General features: G+C 29.7%; 20 protein-coding genes. 7 read left to right on the top strand and 13 right to left on the bottom strand.

Going from position 1 to position 17,060, the window contains the following annotated elements:
- Window positions 1-8 precede the first annotated feature (8 nt).
- The 8 genes from V7R38_RS08075 to V7R38_RS08040 form a co-directional block, all read right to left on the bottom strand.
- Entirely contained in the window at window positions 9-680 is a 672-nt protein-coding gene (locus V7R38_RS08075) for an SCO family protein (protein ID WP_334057408.1), read from the bottom strand.
- Window positions 649-1,257, bottom strand: a complete 609-nt coding sequence (locus V7R38_RS08070) for a toxin-antitoxin system YwqK family antitoxin (RefSeq protein ID WP_334057406.1) — start codon at window positions 1,255-1,257, stop codon at window positions 649-651. The genes V7R38_RS08075 and V7R38_RS08070 overlap by 32 nt, the downstream gene beginning before the upstream one ends.
- Window positions 1,244-2,038 carry a YHYH protein gene (locus V7R38_RS08065; RefSeq protein ID WP_334057405.1) on the bottom strand — a complete coding sequence of 265 codons (795 nt, stop codon included), beginning with the start codon at window positions 2,036-2,038 and terminating at the stop codon, window positions 1,244-1,246. Before V7R38_RS08065 ends, V7R38_RS08070 begins: the two co-directional genes overlap by 14 nt.
- Window positions 2,039-2,057: 19 nt before the next feature.
- Window positions 2,058-2,351 carry an EF-hand domain-containing protein gene (locus V7R38_RS08060; protein ID WP_334057403.1) on the bottom strand — a complete coding sequence of 98 codons (294 nt, stop codon included), beginning with the start codon at window positions 2,349-2,351 and terminating at the stop codon, window positions 2,058-2,060.
- 81 nt (window positions 2,352-2,432) lie between these two features.
- Window positions 2,433-3,590 (bottom strand): cytochrome-c peroxidase, encoded by a 1,158-nt coding sequence (locus tag V7R38_RS08055; protein WP_334057401.1) that lies wholly within the window; start codon window positions 3,588-3,590, stop codon window positions 2,433-2,435.
- 112 nt (window positions 3,591-3,702) lie between these two features.
- Window positions 3,703-4,197, bottom strand: a complete 495-nt coding sequence (locus V7R38_RS08050) for a Spy/CpxP family protein refolding chaperone (protein WP_334057399.1) — start codon at window positions 4,195-4,197, stop codon at window positions 3,703-3,705.
- A 5-nt stretch (window positions 4,198-4,202) separates the two neighbouring features.
- Window positions 4,203-4,511 carry a hypothetical protein gene (locus tag V7R38_RS08045; RefSeq protein ID WP_334057397.1) on the bottom strand — a complete coding sequence of 103 codons (309 nt, stop codon included), beginning with the start codon at window positions 4,509-4,511 and terminating at the stop codon, window positions 4,203-4,205.
- 116 nt (window positions 4,512-4,627) lie between these two features.
- Window positions 4,628-5,203, bottom strand: a complete 576-nt coding sequence (locus V7R38_RS08040) for an RNA polymerase sigma factor (RefSeq protein WP_334057395.1) — start codon at window positions 5,201-5,203, stop codon at window positions 4,628-4,630.
- Window positions 5,204-5,304: 101 nt separating this feature from the next.
- Here V7R38_RS08040 and V7R38_RS08035 point away from each other — a divergent pair, with 101 nt between their 5' ends.
- The 5 genes from V7R38_RS08035 to lipA are packed head-to-tail and all read left to right on the top strand — an operon-like array spanning window position 5,305 to window position 9,361.
- Window positions 5,305-5,508, top strand: a complete 204-nt coding sequence (locus V7R38_RS08035) for a membrane or secreted protein (protein ID WP_334057392.1) — start codon at window positions 5,305-5,307, stop codon at window positions 5,506-5,508.
- A gap of 12 nt (window positions 5,509-5,520) precedes the next feature.
- On the top strand, window positions 5,521-6,618 hold the full coding sequence (locus V7R38_RS08030) for a glycosyltransferase (RefSeq protein ID WP_334057390.1): 1,098 nt from the start codon (window positions 5,521-5,523) through the stop codon (window positions 6,616-6,618).
- Window positions 6,615-7,178 carry an RNA polymerase sigma factor gene (locus tag V7R38_RS08025; RefSeq protein ID WP_334057388.1) on the top strand — a complete coding sequence of 188 codons (564 nt, stop codon included), beginning with the start codon at window positions 6,615-6,617 and terminating at the stop codon, window positions 7,176-7,178. Before V7R38_RS08030 ends, V7R38_RS08025 begins: the two co-directional genes overlap by 4 nt.
- A 52-nt stretch (window positions 7,179-7,230) precedes the next feature.
- A complete protein-coding gene (locus V7R38_RS08020; protein ID WP_334057387.1) occupies window positions 7,231-8,451 on the top strand; it encodes an Nramp family divalent metal transporter in 1,221 nt (406 codons plus the stop codon).
- 40 nt (window positions 8,452-8,491) lie between these two features.
- Entirely contained in the window at window positions 8,492-9,361 is an 870-nt protein-coding gene (lipA, locus tag V7R38_RS08015) for a lipoyl synthase (protein WP_334057385.1), read from the top strand.
- 1,031 nt (window positions 9,362-10,392) lie between these two features.
- On the opposite strand, the gene V7R38_RS08010 is transcribed toward lipA, so the two are convergent.
- From V7R38_RS08010 to V7R38_RS07995, 4 genes are all read right to left on the bottom strand, one after another.
- Complete coding sequence (locus tag V7R38_RS08010; protein WP_334057383.1) at window positions 10,393-11,763, bottom strand: pyridoxal-phosphate dependent enzyme; 1,371 nt, start codon at window positions 11,761-11,763, stop codon at window positions 10,393-10,395.
- A gap of 167 nt (window positions 11,764-11,930) precedes the next feature.
- Window positions 11,931-12,893 carry a sodium-dependent bicarbonate transport family permease gene (locus V7R38_RS08005; protein WP_334057381.1) on the bottom strand — a complete coding sequence of 321 codons (963 nt, stop codon included), beginning with the start codon at window positions 12,891-12,893 and terminating at the stop codon, window positions 11,931-11,933.
- Window positions 12,894-12,974: 81 nt separating this feature from the next.
- Complete coding sequence (locus V7R38_RS08000; RefSeq protein ID WP_334057379.1) at window positions 12,975-13,283, bottom strand: hypothetical protein; 309 nt, start codon at window positions 13,281-13,283, stop codon at window positions 12,975-12,977.
- A 10-nt stretch (window positions 13,284-13,293) separates the two neighbouring features.
- A complete protein-coding gene (locus V7R38_RS07995; protein WP_334057377.1) occupies window positions 13,294-13,539 on the bottom strand; it encodes a hypothetical protein in 246 nt (81 codons plus the stop codon).
- Window positions 13,540-13,620: 81 nt separating this feature from the next.
- Between V7R38_RS07995 and V7R38_RS07990 the strand changes: the two genes are divergently transcribed.
- On the top strand, window positions 13,621-14,544 hold the full coding sequence (locus V7R38_RS07990; RefSeq protein ID WP_334057375.1) for a LysR family transcriptional regulator: 924 nt from the start codon (window positions 13,621-13,623) through the stop codon (window positions 14,542-14,544).
- A gap of 6 nt (window positions 14,545-14,550) precedes the next feature.
- On the opposite strand, the gene V7R38_RS07985 is transcribed toward V7R38_RS07990, so the two are convergent.
- Window positions 14,551-15,786 (bottom strand): ABC transporter permease, encoded by a 1,236-nt coding sequence (locus V7R38_RS07985; RefSeq protein WP_334057374.1) that lies wholly within the window; start codon window positions 15,784-15,786, stop codon window positions 14,551-14,553.
- A gap of 55 nt (window positions 15,787-15,841) precedes the next feature.
- Here V7R38_RS07985 and V7R38_RS07980 point away from each other — a divergent pair, with 55 nt between their 5' ends.
- Window positions 15,842-17,059: an exo-beta-N-acetylmuramidase NamZ family protein gene (locus V7R38_RS07980; protein ID WP_334057372.1), complete on the top strand. Its 1,218-nt coding sequence runs from the start codon at window positions 15,842-15,844 to the stop codon at window positions 17,057-17,059.
- Window position 17,060 lies beyond the last annotated feature (1 nt).

Below are 17,060 nucleotides of genomic sequence, written 5' to 3'. Positions count from 1 at the left end.
TACAAACATTAACTCTTTTGCAGCGTTTTTATATCAGCAATTAACTGCTTTACCGAATTTTTATTCAGACCATTATAAATGCCTCTTATGTGTTTATTCTTATCTATTAAAATAAAGTTTTCTGTGTGCAGAAAATCGTCTATTCCTTTTGGTTCACCTAAATCATTTTCTACAAAATAAGATGATCTTCCTAAATCATAAATTTCTTGTTTCTTTCCTGTAATCAGATGCCAATTATTTCCAATATTTTTTTCTATGGCATAATTCTTTAATTGAGCTACAGAATCAATTGACGGTGTTACTGAGTGCGAAAGCATTAAAACAGAATTATCTTCTTTAAAAGCTTCTTGTACCAAATGCATATTTTTAGTCATTAAAGGGCAAATCCCTGGACAAGTAGTAAAGAAAAAATCAGTTACATAAATTTTATTCTTAAAAGTATCTTGAGTTACTTGCTCTCCATGTTGATTTGTAAACTCAAAATCAGGAATTTTATGAAAATCCTTTAATTCTTTATCATTAGATGAAATCCATCTTGGCGTAAATGAAGCTTCGTTATAGTAAGGCAAAGCCTCTACTCTACTTGATAACTTACTCTTTTTCTGATTTTTACAACTAAAAATTAAAAGCGCTGTAAAAAATAAAATACTATATGTTTTTACGTTCCTCAATTTTTTCATTTTTAAGTTGATAGCACAAATTGGCTCTTTGCATCCCGAAAATTCGTCCATTTTTCGCTTCATAATTCACATAAATAGTTCCATTTTCTAGCCAAGCTTGTTGTAATCCATCTTCTTTACCCTGAGTAAGATTTCTTTTTTTGGCCAATTGACCACTAGAATACCATACTTTCTGAACACCTTCTAGTTTACCATTTACATAATTAAATGCTGCTATAAGATTTCCTTCTTTATCATAATTCAACTTTTTACCATGCAATTGATTGTTTACATAAAAGGCTTTTCTTTTTATACCTCCATTTTTAAAGAACATAAAATTATCACCTTCTCTTTTACCATTGTAAAACGTTGTTTTTTCTGATATACTGTCATTCGCATATCGTTTTACGCTATAACCATTAAAGGGCTTATTATTATAAAACCACTTCCCTTTTAATGGATCTAACTTTAGTTGACTTTTATCAACAAAAACATTTTCAATTACCTTTTTAGAAGGCAAAATAAGCTCTTGATTCTCCTGCTTTTTACAAGCAAGAAAAATAAAAATAGCAATTATGTAATATTTAGTTAATCGCATTTGGTGTACCTTGGTAAGGCCCTGCAAATGCTAAGTACCTGCCTGTTGTAGAATATAAATCGTTAATAATATGATAATGATAAAGCGCTTCTGTAGAATGTTGTGTTGTACTTGTATGCCCTCCAGAAGCATCTAATCCTGTTGGGTAAGTTCCTGTTGAGCTACATTTTCTACCATAGATAAAAAATCCGTCAGAAATAATACCTACTAATTTATCATCATCATCTGTAAAAGCCAATGGCTCTAAATGATAATGATACTGAGAAGGACCAATATGAGCACCTGCATAATCTAAACTACCAGCTGCACTATCTAAAGGCCCATTACCTTCTTGATCATTGTAAATGTATGCACCACTAACTGCAATACCAATTGCACCTAAACTCGTTGCTGTTGTTGAGCTTGCAACAGAAGAAGAAGCAGATACAGTTAAAGAACCAGATAAATCTCTACCAGAAGTATCAATTCTTGTTGGTGTCATGTTTGCTTCAGATGTTACAGTTGGAGCTACATATAATGGATGACTCTCACTCCAATATGGAGTTGTATGATTTGGCAAACCTGTTGTTTCTATGGTGATTGAAGTTCCATTTCCAGAAATATAAATATCTGTTTCATCTTCATCAAATTCTTCAAAAGCAGTTGGTAATTCCGTAATTATATCTACGTTAGTAGCGTCATCAATAATGGTATCTACGTCATCATCATTAGAACTACATGCTATAAAAGCACTTATAGAAACTGCTGCAAATACTATTGATTTTAAAAATTTAGTTTTCATAATTGTTTGGCTTATAGGTTTAATTGTCTTCTCTTCTTTCTGGTCTCTCTGGTCTTTTAGGCTTTGGTGCCTTTTTTAATTCTTCTTTAGAAATAAAACCATCTTTATTGGTATCAATCTTTTTAAAATCTTGTTTTAATGGGCCTTTTGCTTCTTTCAAAGAAATTTTTCCATCTTCATTTGTGTCTAAATCTTTAAAAATCTTTTTTATTGTTGGTGGTCCTTGTCTTTTTTCATTTTCTCTGTTTTCTTGACCAGAAGTTTTTAACACTCCAAGTGCAACAATTAATATGGTTAAAATTGATTTTTTCATGATTATGTTTTAATGTTCTATTAGTTAAGATGTGATTATTTTAAAATACTTGCGCTCTTAACTTTTTTTTAACTTTATCGTTTACTCATTATTAACGAAAGGATCTGAAAACTTCTCATCAAAAATAAACTCTTCATCTGTTAAAGTTCTTAAGAAATCGACCAGCGCCTGTTTTTCTGCGTCTGTTAGGTTAAGTCTTCTTACTCCATTTCCTTGACGTAATCTACCATCTAAATCTGCACTATTTTGCACACCTGAATTGTAATGTTCAATCACCTCTTCTAAAGTTGAAAAACGTCCATCATGCATAAATGGTGCTGTTAATTCTATATTTCTTAAAGAGGGTACTTTAAATTCACCATCATTTCTACCTTCATCAGTTAAAACTGCATCTAAACCATTATTTCTTGCTCTATCTCCAACAAAGGCATTTGTATCATGACAATCTGAACAACGGGTTCTATTACTGAAAAACAAGTTTTTTCCTAAGTTTTCTGATGCTGTAAAGTTTGGAAAATTCGCATTTTGATTGTTCGTCTGTGCTAAACCTTCATCATACTTTGATTGATAAGAAACCATAGATCTAACAAATTGTGCCAAAGCTAAAGCAATTCGCTCGCTAGAAATTTCATCATCTCCAAAAGCTCTCGTAAATAAAACTGAATAATAGGCTTCGTTTTGCAATTTACTCTCCAATTCATCTAATGTTAAACCCATTTCCACAGCATCTTGAATAGGTAATAATACTTGCTCTTCTAAACTCTCTGCTCTTTCATCCCAAAAGAAACGACCATTATCATAAAATTTAGCGTTGGCTAAAACCATTGAATTTCTTGCAGTTAGCTCTCCGTTAAAACCTACACTTAAAGTATTTACATCAGAAAAACCTGTAGATTGGTCATGACATGAAGCACAACTCACAGCATTATTTACAGACAATTGTTTATCGTAAAACAAAACCCTACCTAAAGTAGCACCTTCATCCGTAATTGGATTATTATTAGGCGTATTGTCTTCTTGGGCAGTGCCATTTGCCAAAAAATGATTTGGTAAAATTACATTTTCGTAATTGAAAGAATTGGCAGGTAAATTTAGAGTTTCAGCTAAAATTTCTAAGTCTGAATTTGAATCTATATCTATAGTAACATCATCTGTTAATTCTAAATATTCATTCTCTGATGAGCAAGACAGGAAACTTACAGCTAAAAAAAATGTAAGAAATTTGTGGGTTAAAGTCATAATTTTAAAATTTAAGTAAATAAAAAGTAAAATTGCTCCATATATCTAATTTTTGGTTGATATATGTTTAGATGACTTATTGTTAAAAAACTTGCAAAAAAGTTAAAATAAATTATCTTGGTGGTGGAGGCATTCTTCTTTCAGGAGGAAAACCATTGCCATTTCTATTGGGTGGCACAGGCCTTTTACCTCTTAATGCTTGTTTAATTATTTTATCAAATTTAACCTTCTGCTTCTCAGTACAAATGGCTCTAACTTGTTTAAAAAATTCAAAAACCTCTAACTCTTTTTCTACTTCTAACCTGCTTGTTCTTTCTATTATATCTCTTGTATTTACATTGCTATCATTAGTTTGAAAAGAACTAAAAAGAGCATCTTTATGATGAGTAATTTGTCTTTCAAAATGTTGCATTTTATTTTTATGCTCTTCATCTAGCTCAGTAAAAGTTTTCTTTTGAGCTTCTGTAAAATCTAGTTGATTTATTAGAAAATTTCTTGCTGGAGGTTTATTATTCCTTTGATGAGGCTTAGCAACCAACATAAATATTAAAACTCCATTTAATATCACCAAAACCGTTATTAAAACTACAAGTAATTTTGTTTTCATACGTTTTAATTTAATAAACTAGTTTGCGATTTCAAATTATACTCCTGAGCAAAACCTTCTATATTATTAGGGTTTGAAGTTTGTTCTTCTGTATTAAAAGCATAATAGAAAGCTGAAACATTTATACACAATACAATTGCTAAAACTGCCCATTGTAAATTAGGTGTAACCCAACTGTAAACTTTGGAATCCATTTCTTTTTCTTGCTCTATTTTTCGCAAAACTTTATGCTTAAAAAAGTGATTTACTTTCACTTCTTTAATAGAATCTAAGACCTCTAAATGTTGTTCTAAATTGTTGTTTCTCTTTTGCATTTTATTTCTTTTGACTGCTCAAAATAATTTTATAATTATTTAGATGTATTCTATTTTTAAAACTTGCGGAAATTTTTAAATAATTTTTTAAAAACCTCTTTTTCAAATAATTAAACTTACCTATTTTTATTTAAGTTACTTAATTTCTCTTTTAAATTTTTCTTTGCTCTAAACATAATAGATTCTACAGAAGATAAACTTTTACTAGTTATTTCCACAATTTCTTGGTAACTTTTACCATCAATTTTAGCCAATGTAAACACCACTCTTTGTGATTCTGGCAATGTATTTATTGCTTTAAATATAGTTGCAGCTTGTTCTTTATTTTCTAAAATAATTCCTGGGTGCTTAAACTCGGTAAAGTAATTTGTTTTATCAATTGGAATTTCATTACCTAATATAGATTGCATAAAGGCAAATCTCTTTTTAGTATTTTTTTTGCGAATAAATTCTAGACTCTTATTCGTGGCTATTCTATATATCCATGTAGAGAGTTTAGAATTACCTTTAAATTTATGTATAGATCTAAAAACCTCCAAAAACACTTCTTGGGCAATATCTTCTGCATCTTCTTTATTGGGTACAAAAGACATACAAGTATTAAATACTTTCTGCTCGTAATCATTTAACAATATGCCAAATGCAGAAGATTTACCCTCTTGTAATTCTTTTATAAAATCTAGTTCGCTCAATGATTATTGCCTAAAAAAGTAAACATACAAAAAAGTTAAAACTATACTACATAAGTAGATATCTATTTCACTTTTAATTCTATAATTTGTAACTTTGCAGTATGAAATTATTATTATTTACTTTAGGGCTTTTAGCATTAGGTGTTGCTGGTATTGCTATTAAAATTTGGGCTAAAAAAAATGGTGAATTTGCAGGTACTTGTGCTAGCCAAAACCCAATGTTAAATCAAGAGGGTGAAGCCTGTGGTTTTTGTGGTAAAACTCCAGATCAATTCAGTACTTGTGCTGAACCAGAACATAAATAAGCCATTTTACCAATGCTATTAACTGTACTTTTCTACGCTTTTGTAGTTGTTACAGGAATTCAAATTATTTATTATCTTTTATTTGCTACCATTTTAGGTAAAAAGAAAAAAGAGGTTGTAAATTCTAAAGAATATCCAATAACTGTTATTGTCTATAACAAGAATAATGGTAATGCTTTAGTTGAAAACCTTCCTAGTCTTTTAAATCAAAATTACGCTAAGTTTGAAATACTAATTGTTGATAATAATTCTAACGATAATACTATTGATAATGTTGAAGATTTGGTTGACAAGCACAACCATTTAAAAATAATTCAAGTAGAAAACAACGAAGCCTTTTGGGGTAATAAAAAGTATGCACTTACGCTTGGAATTAAAGCTGCAAAATACGATCATTTATTATTTACAGATTCGCAAACTAAGATATTAAGTACAAATTGGATTTCTGAAATGAGTTCAAAATTTTCTGATACAAAGACCATCAATTTAGGATATAGAAAATTTACAAAAAATTCAACATTTTTAAACTTATTGACTCGTTTCGAAAACTTAATAAAAGCTTTACAATGTTTTTCTTACATTAAAATCAATAGTCCTTTTATGGCTTTTGGAAAAAATTTGGCTTATGAAAGACAAGAGTTTTTCAATGTAAAAGGTTTTATTTATCATATTAAAATTAATAATGGTGAAGATGATCTTTTTATAAGAGATGCTGCAACGAAAGAAAATATTACTTATACCATTTCTTCTGATAGTTTTGTAGAAACTGAATCTCCAAAATCTTTAAGCGAATGGTTTGGAACATTAAAATCCAATAGGTCACTTCAAAAACATTATAAATTCAAACAACAATTACTTCTGCATCTATTTACAATCTCTAAGGTGTTATTTTACGTTTTGGGTACATCAGCATTTTTCTTTTTTTCTTGGAAAATAATACTACCAATTGTTTTAGTTTATTTCTTAACGCTATGGATTGTTGTTGGAGTATCTAGCAAAAAATTAGAAGAACCTCAACTCATTTTCTTTTTACCAATTTTAGAAATTTCTTTAGTATTGATTCAAATTAGTATATTTATTGCTAATTCATTTTCAAAATCAAATCGTTGAGCAAAGAAGATTTAGTACTTAGAGAAAATATTGCTAAAGCTAAAGAAGGCAATCAAGCTGCTTTTCGATATTTATTGAACCTTTATTGGGTAGAAGTTTACGGTTTTTTACTAAAAAGAATTAATAATGAAAATGAAGCAGAAGATATAGCCATACAAGCCTTTTCTAAAGCTTTCGACAAAATAACCACCTTTGACGATAATTATACTTTTAAGACTTGGCTAATTACCATTTCTAAAAATGTACATATAGATTTAGTTCGTAAAAAGAAAATATCTGTTGCTACAGAAACAACCAAAGACCAAGAAGAGAAAGTCTATTTGGTTGCTGATGAAAACCCTACACCAGAGGATAAAATTATTAGAGAACAGAACCTGGCAAAGCTTTTGAGAGATATTAGACAATTAAAACCTAAATATCAAGAAGTAATTCAGTTAAGGTATTTTCAAGAACTTAGTTATAAAGAAATTGCAGAGCAAACCAACGAACCAATGAATAATGTAAAAGTTAAGTTGTTACGCGCTAAAAAATTACTGGCAGAAATCATCAAGAAGTCTTAGCATTTATTAAGGCCTAATTCGCCTTTATTCTGCATTTAAATCAAAAAACCTCATGAAGAAATCATTCTTGCAATCCTTAGGACCAGGCCTTTTATTTGCTGGTGCTGCAATAGGCGTTTCTCATCTTGTACAGTCCACAAGAGCTGGTGCAGATTTTGGTTTTGGTTTACTTTGGGCACTTCTATTGGTAAATTTATTTAAGTATCCCTTTTTTCAATTTGGCCCAAGATATGCAGCTGCAACAGGCGAAACATTACTTGATGGTTACAAAAAATTAGGAAAATGGGTTTTAGTGATGTACTATATTATCAACTTTGCTACTATGTTTACAATACAGGCTGCAGTTACCATTGTTACTGCAGGCTTAGCGTCTCAATTATTTGGCTTAACTGATAATCTTGTAATATGGTCACTTATCATCATGTCAATCAGTATTTTGTTATTGATAATTGGTAAATATAAATTATTAGATAATATGATGAAATTTATCATTATCATATTATCTATAAGCACAGTTGCTGCAGTAATAATAGCACTTAATAATTCTTCAGATGCTTTTGATGTAACTCAAATTATACCATCAGGCACTGTAGAATTAACCTTTTTAATTGCCTTTTTAGGATGGATGCCTGCACCTTTAGACATTTCTATATGGCACTCAATTTGGTCTGTAGAAAAAAGAAAAGTAAATAACATTGTCATAAAACCAAAAGATGCCATTTTTGATTTTAATGTGGGTTATATTGGCACCATTATTTTAGGAGTTTGCTTTGTTTTATTGGGGGCTTTAGTTATGTATAAATCTTCAGAAACATTTTCTAATAAAGGTGGAGAGTTTGCCTCTCAGTTAATAAATTTATACACAAAAAACTTAGGTGCTAAATCTTTTTTTTTTATTGCTATTGCTGCCTTTACAACTATGTTTAGCACAACCATAACTACTTTAGATGCATCTCCTAGAGCCATGAATTTAAGTACAAATTTAATATTCAATAAAAAATTTAAATTTGGTTATTGGTTTTGGCTAGGACTATTATTTCTTGGAACTTTTTTAATACTACAGTTTTATATTGTAAACATGGGAGTTTTAGTTAAAATTGCAACAATTTTATCTTTTTTAACGGCCCCTTTCTATGCAATTTTAAATTATATTTTAATAACAGGAAAGCACACACCAAAAGAGCATCAACCAAAAATTTTTACCAAGATTTTAAGTTTAATCGGAATTGTATTTTTAATTGGATTTAGCCTGTGGTTTTTAACTAATATTTAAATCTTTTCTTCGTAAATTTGCATTCTAATCTAGAATGATAATGGCAATAGAAACTGCAGTACTTCCAGAAAGACCAAAAAAACCAAAATGGTTACGTGTAAAACTACCTGTTGGTAAGAAATATACAGAATTAAGAGGTTTAGTAGATAAATACAAACTAAATACCATCTGTACAAGTGGTAGTTGTCCAAACATGGGCGAATGTTGGGGAGAAGGAACTGCAACCTTTATGATATTAGGAAACATTTGTACACGTTCTTGTGGGTTTTGTGGTGTAAAAACTGGTAGACCAGACACAGTTGAATGGGATGAGCCAGAAAAAGTAGCAAGATCTATTAAGTTAATGGGTATTAAACATGCTGTAATTACATCTGTAGATAGAGATGATTTAAAAGATGGTGGTTCTATCATTTGGGCAGAAACTGTAGATGCTATTCGTAGAGCAAATCCAAATACAACTTTAGAAACCCTTATTCCCGATTTTCAAGGTAACACTAAACAAATAGATAGAATTATAGAAGTTGCTCCTGAAGTAGTTTCTCATAATATGGAAACAGTTCGCAGATTAACTAGAGAAGTGAGAATACAAGCTAAATATGATAGAAGTTTAGGTGTTTTAAAATACTTGAAAGAAAATGGTATGAGAACCAAAACTGGTTTAATGCTAGGTTTAGGTGAAAAGGAAGAGGAAGTAATACAAACAATGAAAGATTTAAGAGCTGTAAATTGTGATATAATTACTATTGGTCAATACCTACAGCCTACAAAAAAACATCTTCCAGTGAAAGAGTTTATTACTCCAGAACAATTTAAAAAATATGAAACTTTAGGTTTAGAAATGGGCTTTATGTATGTAGAAAGTGGTGCCTTAGTGCGTTCTTCTTACAAAGCTCATAAACATGCTAAATAATTAGTAAAAAAATTAAATTCAAATAAAGTTTGGCACAGAGTTTGCAAATAATAAAATGAAAGCAACGTAGTAAACTGTTTTCATTGTGTAAATTTATTTGAATTAGTTGATTTAAAAAACCACCTTAAAAAGGTGGTTTTTTTTGTGTAATTAAAGCGAAAAAAAAATCGCCTATCTTTTAAATTCTAGACGATTTTTTATAACATATTATAAATCCCCCAATTCGTAATAGTTATGAAACAAAGAAACAACTTTATTGATTTTTTCGTCAAAATAGGCGATGAACGACTCTTAAGTGTCGACGAATGACATTTTACCTTCGATAATCATTTTTAGAAAACTTTAACACTTTTTAAATAATAACTATCTTAAAAACAAAAAACACCTAAAAAAAATTTAGGTGCATTTTGATAACTTAATATAAATCCCCCAATTCGCAAAAGTTATCTGATTCAAAGAAACAACTTTATTAAGTTTAAAAATGTTAATGCTCGCTTATAACAAATTTACTATAGACGAATGGAAAATAAGTTTCGACTACCTCTATTTACAGAAAGTATAAAACAAAAAAACGTCTAAATTATATTTAGACGTTTAACTTTTTGCTCATCCAATGGATGTTTTATTTTTTAGGTTAGTCCTATTAAATTAAATCGTTTAGGAACTTTTTTAAAATAAAAAACACCTAAAATAAATTTTAGGTGAATTTTGATAACTCATTATAAATCCCCCAATTCGTAAAAGTTATCTGGTTCAAAGAAACAACTTTATTGGGTTTAAAAATTTAATTGTTCGTTTATAACAGATTTACTTTAGACGAATAGAAAGTAAGTTTCGACTACCTCTATTTACAGAAAGTATTAAACAAAAAAAACGTCTAAATATAATTTAGACGTTCCGTTTTTGCATCTCTAAAATGCATCTTCTACTTTTTAACCTTGTTCAAATTTATGACATTTACCGTTGTTGAAAATCATTTATTCGACCATCAGCATCTAATTATCGACCAAGGGTATAATTATCGAGATTTACTAAATTGAACTAATTACATCGTACTTTGTTACAATGTGATAATTACCATTTTCTAAATCTACTAATACTGCTTCATTTTCTTTAGAAATCAGTTTAGATATTGCATCTATCTTCGCAGATTTCTTAACTATTGGGTAAGGTTTACCCATAATGTCTTTAATAGGTTTATCTGCAATCTCTTTATCTGTAATGAAACTTCTTAATAAATCTGTTTCGTCTATTGAACCTACAAAACCTTCTGCATCTTTCACTGGAATTTGAGAAATCTTAAATTCTTTCATTCTTTCTATAGCATGCGAAACCAATTCTTCTGTTTGTGCAGTTACTAAAGGTTTATTTTCATGATTTTTAATTAAATCAGCAGCCGTTTTTACTTCTTCTTCCAAAAATCCGCGATCACGCATCCAATCATCATTAAACATTTTACCTACATATCTACTTCCATGATCATGAAACAAAACAACTACAACATCATCTTTGGTAAAATTATCTTTTAATTGTAATAAACCTTTTATTGCTGCTCCTGCTGAATTACCCAAAAACATGCCTTCCTCTTTTGCTAATTTCTGTGTGTAAATAGCAGCATCTTTGTCTGTAACTTTTGTAAAACCATCAATAACATCAAAGTTTACATTTTTTGGTAAAATATCCTCACCTATACCTTCTGTGATGTAAGGGTAAATCTCATTTTCATCAAAAATTCCTGTTTCATGGTATTTTTTAAATACAGAACCATATGTATCTATCCCCCAAACTTTAACTGTTGTGCCAGCTTCTTTGGCTTTCATTTTCAAATAAGAACCCACACCAGAAATTGTACCTCCTGTACCAACACCAACTACAAAATGGGTTACTTTACCTTCTGTTTGTCCCCAAATTTCTGGACCCGTACTTTGAAAGTGGGCTTTACAGTTACTTGGATTATCATATTGATTTACGTACCAAGAATTAGGAGTTTCTTCTCCTAATCTTTTAGAAACAGAATAATAAGATCTTGGATCTGATGGATCTACATTTGTAGGACAAACTACTACCTCTGCTCCTACAGCTCTTAAAATATCCATCTTTTCTTTAGACTGCTTATCAGACATAACAAAAATACATTTGTAACCTCTAACTATTGCTGCTAAAGCCAAACCCATACCTGTATTTCCAGAAGTACCTTCTATAATAGTTCCTCCAGGTTTTAACCTTCCATCTGCTTCTGCATCTAAAATCATTTGCAAGGCCATTCTATCTTTTACAGAATTTCCTGGATTAAAAGTTTCATATTTTGATAATACCAAACAAGGTAATTCCGCTGTTAATTTGTTCAACTTAACAAGTGGTGTATTTCCTATTGTTTCTAATATATTTTCTGCGTAATTCATCTTATTCATTTATAGAACAAAGGTAAATTATTTTTTATGCGCTAACGAAATGAGAGAAAAGAAATATTAATTAATCCTTACTTTTAATAGCTTTACGATTATCTTATTTAAATTTTAATAATCGTAAAGCTATTTTCTTTTAGAATTTGATAATATTTAAGAATTGACTAGTATACACCTATAATACATAAATACAAAGGCATACCTATTGTAATATTAAAAGGGAAAGTTATGGCTAAAGCCATTGGTATATATAAACCTGGATTTGCTTTTGGTGCAGCCAATTTCATTGCAGCTGGCACTGCAATATAAGAAGCACTTGCTGCCAAAATAGACATTAGCAACCTGTTACCAATTTCCTCCATGAAAAATCCGCTTAATACTGCAACTATACAACCATTTATAATTGGAATAATAATAGCGAACGAAACTGTAAACCATCCTTTCTTAAGTAAAGCTTTTAGTTTTTGACCACTTACAATACCCATATCTAATAAAAAAACGGCTAAAAATCCTTTAAAGATATCTGTAGTAAAAGGTTTTATACCTTCTGCTTGGGCATCATTCGTAAAATATCCCACTATTAAACTACCTATGATTAGCACAACACTTCCATTGGTTAAAGAGTGATGCACAACACTTTTTAAAGAGCCTTTATTTTTTTTATTCGAGCTAAAAATAGCAATTAGCATCACTCCTACTATAATAGAGGGTGCTTCCATTAACGCCATTACAGCAACCATATGCCCACCAAAAGGGATGTTCGACATCTCTAAAAATGAAATAGTCGTTACAAAAGTTACTGCACTAACAGAACCATATGCAGAGGCAATAGCACCAGAATTTTCTACACTTAATTTAATTCTTAAAATAAAATAACAGTAAATAGGTACAACTACTGCTAGTAAAATTCCAAATAAAAGTGCGTTAATAATCTCTGAAGTAATAACACTATGAGCCAATTCTTGACCACCTTTAAAACCAATAGCTAAAAGAAGGTATAATGATATAAATTTAGACGAGTTTTCTGGAATTCTTAAATCACTTTTAATATTAACTGCAACAAGACCTAAAAAGAAAAATAATAGTGCTGGGTTGGTTAAATTATCTATTAAATAATGTAAATCCATAGGTTAAAATTTGGCATAAAAAAAGTAGGAAAGCCTTTTACAAGTCAGTTCTCCTACTCTAATATGTTGGTTAGTTGTATTTTACTCTTCTAATGTAATATTGATTGTACTAGAAATTTTAATGTTCTGACCTTTACTTTCTAGAGCTCTTAAAAAAGCTTTAGTTTCCTTTTTATCGGTCATTAATTCTGTAATTCTAGAGTTGTCATAAAGACATTCATCATTAATGTTTCCTTCGGTTTTAGACAACCTTTGAATTTTGTGAAAGTTAATTTTTACGTTTAAAACATCATTAATAATATTTAAAGCCTCTCCTTTAGTAAAAGTACCTTCTATTAATTGTATACTTTTTTGCTTAGTTTCTGTTGATGTTACTGCAGATTCGTTCATGATTATTTATTTATTTTTTGATTTTATTTGAATTAGAACTTTTAATGAAAAGAATCATTAAAATAATTATTTCGGAAATGAGCAATTCTTGAATAAACGGACTTTCTAAGTTAATCGCCAATAATGTAAAGCCTGAAAAAACAATAGCTGCCAAAACCATAAGAATTGTACTTAATTGACTTTTAGTTATTTGCAATACAACATCGTTATTAGAATTCTTTTTTTTCTGGGTCACATTTAAAGTTGCTAAATCCATCGTTTTATTTTTTTACAAAGGTGCAACACATTTTTAATATATTTTTATATATATTTATTATGTTATATATAAATATATTTTATGAACTATACTTTACATCAACTTGAAATTTTTAAAAAGGTGGCAGAATTAAAAAGTGTTACCAAAGCTTCTGAGCAACTATTTATGTCTCAACCAGCAGTTTCTATTCAATTAAAAAACTTTCAAGATCAATTTAAACTACCTCTTTTTGAGATTGTAGGCAGAAAATTATATATCACAGAATTTGGAAACGAAATAGCAGAAGCAGCTACTAAAATTTTAGATGAAGTACTGGCCATAAACTATAAGTCTAATTTATTTGAGGGTAAATTAGCTGGTAAACTAAAATTATCTATAGTTTCTACAGCTAAATATGCAATGCCTTACTTCTTAACCGATTTTATAAAAAAGAACGATAGTGTAGATGTTACTATGGATGTTACCAATAAAATGTCTGTAATTAGAGCTTTAGAAAATAACGAGTGTGATTTTGCGATGGTTTCTACAATCCCAAAAAAATTAAAGATTAACACCATTGAACTCATGAGTAATCAAATGTTTTTTGTGGCTGGCAAAGACTATAAAAACAATACAAAAGAGGTCAATTTAAAAGACTTGAATAAATCTATTTTTTTATTCAGAGAAAAAGGTTCTGCAACTCGTTTAGCAATGGAACGTTTTTTAATAAAACACAAAATAGAAATTCAAAAAAAGATGGAACTTACTTCTAATGAAGCTGTAAAACAAGCTGTAATTGCTGGCCTAGGAATTTCAATTATGCCAATTATAGGTATACAACAAGCTCTAAAAAACGGTGAATTACAAATTTTAAATATTAAAGGTTTACCCATAGAAACTACTTGGAATTTAATTTGGCTAAAAACCAAAAACTTATCTAATGTAGCTAAAGCTTTTAGAGATTATATTTCTGAAAATAAAAACGATATTATAAAAGAACAATTTCCAATACCGCAAATCAGCTAATAAGGTTTAAGCAAACTTAATAGACTTTGAAGGATCTATTTTAGTGATAATAACTGAAGGAATTATCAACATTAAAAAACACAAAATGAGCGTACCTAAATTCAATAACAGAACTGCCCAAAAAGAAATATAGACTGGCATTGTTGTTACATAATATGTATCTGGATTTAAAGTAATAATCTTAAAATAGTGCTGAATAAATATAATAGTTAAACCAATGATATTTCCCCATAAAAGCCCTTTTAAAATTAGGTAAGACGCATTGTAAAGAAACACTTTTCGGATGCTTGTATTACTACTACCTAAGGCTTTTAAAATCCCCACCATTTGCACACGCTCCAGAATTAAAACTAATAAAGCAGTAATCATGTTAATACCTGCTATGAAAATCATAATAGCAATAATAAACCATACATTATTATCAAATAACTTAATCCAACCAAATACATTTGGGTAAGTCTCAATAATAGATTTGCTATTTAAAGTTACAGCAATTTCGTTATCAATCTCCTCTCCTTTCTCTGTTATCGTATCAAATTCATCTAATAAAACCTCAAAACCTCCAACTTCATTTTCAGTCCATTTATTCAACTTTTGTACCTCCCTAATATCACCAATCATCATATTTTTATCAAACTGAGCAAATCCAGAATTGTAGATACCAACAATTGTATATTTTCTGTTAGAAGGTATTTTGCTATTGGTAGTTTTAACAAATGTGGCAGTTATTGTATCATTTAATTTTAACCGTAAACGGTTTACAATAGTTAGTGATAAAAGAACACCTTTAGTTCGAGGTTGATTAAAATCTGGCAAGTTACCCTCTACTAAATACTCTTTAAAAAAGGTCCAATCATAGTCTGTAGAAACACCTTTAAAAACAATACCCTCAAAGTCTGAATCTGTTCTTAAAATTCCAACTTTATTCGCAAATACTTGCACATTTTTAATACCTGAAATATCCTTAAATTCAGGATAAAAATTTTGATTAACAGAAACTGGAGTTGTAGAAACATCAGAATTATTATTGTCGTAATTTACAATTTGAATATGACCTTTAAATCCGGCCATTTTATCTCTAATTTTGTATTGCAAACCAGCACCTGTAGCAACAGCAATAAGCATAATTATAATACCCAAAGCAATTGCAGTTATCGCAATTTTTATTATTGGAGATGATATGCTATTTTTATACTTTTTGCCAGCAATAATGCGTTTTGCAATAAATAACTCGTAATTCAAATTAATGATTCTTTTAAAACTTCGTAAAAGTACCTATTTATTTTTGTTTTTGCTGATGAATTTTCAGCTGATTTCTTGTGCTCAAAAAGTACAAAACAAGAAAATTGAGCAAAAAAACACAGCCAAAGAAATAGTAGAAATAATTCCTGCAGCAAGCAGATTTAATCTTTATACGAATTTATTAAAAGATAAAAATATTGCAATTGTAGCCAATCAAACATCTGTTGTTCAATCACTACAAAGAGCAGAAGTGGCTCCAAATGTTATGGGTTCTAAAAAAATCAAACAACATTTGGTCGATTATTTAAACAGTAAAAAAAACATCAATGTTCAAAAAGTATTTGCACCTGAACATGGATTTAGAGGTAAAGCAGATGCAGCAGAATTGGTTAAGGATGGTAAAGATGCTAAAACAGGTTTACCTATAATTTCTTTGTATGGTAAAAACAAAAAACCAACAGCTGCACAATTAAAAAATATAGATGTTGTGGTTTTCGACATTCAAGATGTTGGTGTTCGATTTTACACATATATATCAACCTTACATTATGTTATGGAGGCTTGTGCAGAAGCAGCAATACCGGTTATAATTCTAGACAGGCCAAATCCGAATGCACATTATATAGATGGCCCAACCTTAGAAATGGAACACACCAGCTTTGTTGGAAAACATCCTGTTCCTGTAGTTTATGGATTGACAATTGGTGAATATGGTAAAATGATTAATGGTGAAAAATGGTTAAAAAACGGAATTCAATGTGATTTAACTGTAATTCCTATTGAAAATTACAACCATGATTCTGAATATCATTTAGAGGTAAGACCTTCGCCAAATTTACCAAATGACAAATCTATAAACCTATATCCTAGTTTAGGTTTTTTTGAAGGTACAACTATTAATGCAGGAAGAGGAACTGAGTTTCAATTTCAAAGATATGGAGCTCCTTTTTTCCCAAAAACAGACTTTAGTTATACTCCAAAACCAAATTTTGGGGCTAAATATCCCAAACATAGAAACCAATTATGTTATGGTGTAGATTTATCTGATACAAAAAAATTATCAGCAATTAATTTAGAATGGTTGATTGACGCCTATCAAAAAACTCCTAAAACCGAAAAGTTCTTTGGCAGCACTTTTACCATTCATGCTGGTAACACTAAATTACAACAACAAATACAAGAAGGATTATCAGCTAAGGAAATACGAAAAACTTGGCAAAAAGATTTAGAAAGCTTTCAGCAAATAAGAGTAAATTATTTAATTTACGATTAAA

It is taken from the genome of Polaribacter sp. P097, assembly GCF_036864555.1.
Classification (GTDB): domain Bacteria; phylum Bacteroidota; class Bacteroidia; order Flavobacteriales; family Flavobacteriaceae; genus Polaribacter.
This window is presented reverse-complemented; position numbering and strand designations above follow the sequence as displayed.

Coding starts and splice junctions, on each gene's coding strand:
- V7R38_RS08020 (WP_334057387.1), top strand. CDS start 7,231: ATGAAGAAATCATTCTTGCAATCCTTAGGACCAGGCCTTTTATTTGCT.
- V7R38_RS08055 (WP_334057401.1), bottom strand. CDS start 3,590: ATGACTTTAACCCACAAATTTCTTACATTTTTTTTAGCTGTAAGTTTC.
- V7R38_RS08050 (WP_334057399.1), bottom strand. CDS start 4,197: ATGAAAACAAAATTACTTGTAGTTTTAATAACGGTTTTGGTGATATTA.
- V7R38_RS07980 (WP_334057372.1), top strand. CDS start 15,842: ATGAATTTTCAGCTGATTTCTTGTGCTCAAAAAGTACAAAACAAGAAA.
- V7R38_RS08065 (WP_334057405.1), bottom strand. CDS start 2,038: ATGAAAACTAAATTTTTAAAATCAATAGTATTTGCAGCAGTTTCTATA.
- V7R38_RS08005 (WP_334057381.1), bottom strand. CDS start 12,893: ATGGATTTACATTATTTAATAGATAATTTAACCAACCCAGCACTATTA.
- V7R38_RS08030 (WP_334057390.1), top strand. CDS start 5,521: ATGCTATTAACTGTACTTTTCTACGCTTTTGTAGTTGTTACAGGAATT.
- V7R38_RS08010 (WP_334057383.1), bottom strand. CDS start 11,763: ATGAATTACGCAGAAAATATATTAGAAACAATAGGAAATACACCACTT.
- V7R38_RS07995 (WP_334057377.1), bottom strand. CDS start 13,539: ATGGATTTAGCAACTTTAAATGTGACCCAGAAAAAAAAGAATTCTAAT.
- V7R38_RS08035 (WP_334057392.1), top strand. CDS start 5,305: ATGAAATTATTATTATTTACTTTAGGGCTTTTAGCATTAGGTGTTGCT.
- V7R38_RS08000 (WP_334057379.1), bottom strand. CDS start 13,283: ATGAACGAATCTGCAGTAACATCAACAGAAACTAAGCAAAAAAGTATA.
- V7R38_RS08045 (WP_334057397.1), bottom strand. CDS start 4,511: ATGCAAAAGAGAAACAACAATTTAGAACAACATTTAGAGGTCTTAGAT.
- V7R38_RS08060 (WP_334057403.1), bottom strand. CDS start 2,351: ATGAAAAAATCAATTTTAACCATATTAATTGTTGCACTTGGAGTGTTA.
- V7R38_RS07990 (WP_334057375.1), top strand. CDS start 13,621: ATGAACTATACTTTACATCAACTTGAAATTTTTAAAAAGGTGGCAGAA.
- V7R38_RS08075 (WP_334057408.1), bottom strand. CDS start 680: ATGAAAAAATTGAGGAACGTAAAAACATATAGTATTTTATTTTTTACA.
- lipA (WP_334057385.1), top strand. CDS start 8,492: ATGGCAATAGAAACTGCAGTACTTCCAGAAAGACCAAAAAAACCAAAA.
- V7R38_RS08070 (WP_334057406.1), bottom strand. CDS start 1,257: ATGCGATTAACTAAATATTACATAATTGCTATTTTTATTTTTCTTGCT.